Origin of the sequence: Deinococcus marmoris DSM 12784, assembly GCF_000701405.1 — a bacterium.
Classification (GTDB): Bacteria; Deinococcota; Deinococci; order Deinococcales; family Deinococcaceae; genus Deinococcus; species Deinococcus marmoris.
Genome location: NZ_JNIV01000250.1, coordinates 1 through 1069, shown reverse-complemented (window position 1 = coordinate 1069; position 1069 = coordinate 1). Strand labels below are relative to the sequence as shown.

Annotated in this window: 2 protein-coding genes; both read left to right on the top strand. The window is 58.2% G+C overall.

Annotated elements, in window-relative coordinates; translation table 11 throughout:
- Positions 1 to 213: hypothetical protein (locus tag Q319_RS0123670; protein ID WP_029484817.1), on the top strand; the 213-nt coding region annotated here is incomplete at its 5' end.
- A gap of 482 nt (positions 214 to 695) precedes the next feature.
- Positions 696 to 995, top strand: a complete 300-nt coding sequence (locus Q319_RS0123665; protein WP_245619460.1) for a hypothetical protein — start codon at positions 696 to 698, stop codon at positions 993 to 995.
- Positions 996 to 1069 lie beyond the last annotated feature (74 nt).

The following is a 1069-nucleotide window of genomic DNA, read 5'->3' as shown; positions in this document are numbered from 1 at the left end:
ATGGGCGCGGCCCTGGCGCGCGATCTGAAGGACACCCATAGCCGGTTGTACTACTGCAAAGTGATCTGGCAGGCGTGGCAGGCCGAGATCGAGGGGCGCGACGGCTTACAGGCGCTGGCAGCAGAATTGCAGCGCCTGGAGGTGGACAGACGCGAGTGGAAAGGCCTCAGACGCCCCGCAGCACTACTCGCGGCCCGACTTCGGGCGGCGTGACCTTCGGCGCAAACCGCGCGCCGAATGCCCCGCCACCCTCAGCCGTCCTTAAGGCTTTTCTGGCGATTCCCTGGCCTCCAAGCCAGCAAGTGGGCCACGACTCACAAACTGATCCCGGAGAAACTGACGTTCCATCTTCCAGGCGTCCAGTTCAAAGCATCGGTGAATCACCCGTTCGGTCCACTCACGTAGGTTTTCAAGCTGTGCCGCCGAGACGGTTTGAAATCCGCAGCCTTCCCATTCGTCTCGCATGGCCCATCTTCAATGCCAGTGGACGAAACGGGCGCAATGCGCTGTGAAACGGCCTTAAGGGTCGTCTTAATTTTGTTTGGTCTGAGAATAGGCGATGGGCAGACGGCCTTCAAAATCCCTCGAGCGTAAACTGCAAAAAGTCCCACAAAGAGAGTTTCGTTATCCGTGAGACGGCTGAACGGCAGTCTGTTCGCTTTGCATTACGGTGTGGATTCCCCAGGAGGTTTCAAATGCCAAATTCAACCGTGACGTTACGTTGGGTGCCCGGCACCCAGGACCGGGTGCGCTTCGAGAAGGGAGGCCGTACTTTCACCGTGCTGTTGCGGGATGTGCAGCAAGCCGATGTTCAGAGTGTCAGCGCGCTCTACCTCAAGGGCAAGGTGATCCTCGGGATCAGCCGGATCCACCTGTCAGACCTGATGGGACCGCTGCGCCAGCACGTCACGTCTAAAACTAAGGGGACGCTAGCGGGGGCCTGGGTTGATGCTGGAGGACTGGCCGCCGACGAACCACAGTCGAGTGAATCGTAAATTCGGCGTGCTTTGAACACCTGGTTCTACCCGGATAAAACCCCTCAAATTTCTCTTGCCTAATGTCAATTAGA

Coding starts and splice junctions, on each gene's coding strand:
- Q319_RS0123665 (WP_245619460.1), top strand. CDS start 696: ATGCCAAATTCAACCGTGACGTTACGTTGGGTGCCCGGCACCCAGGAC.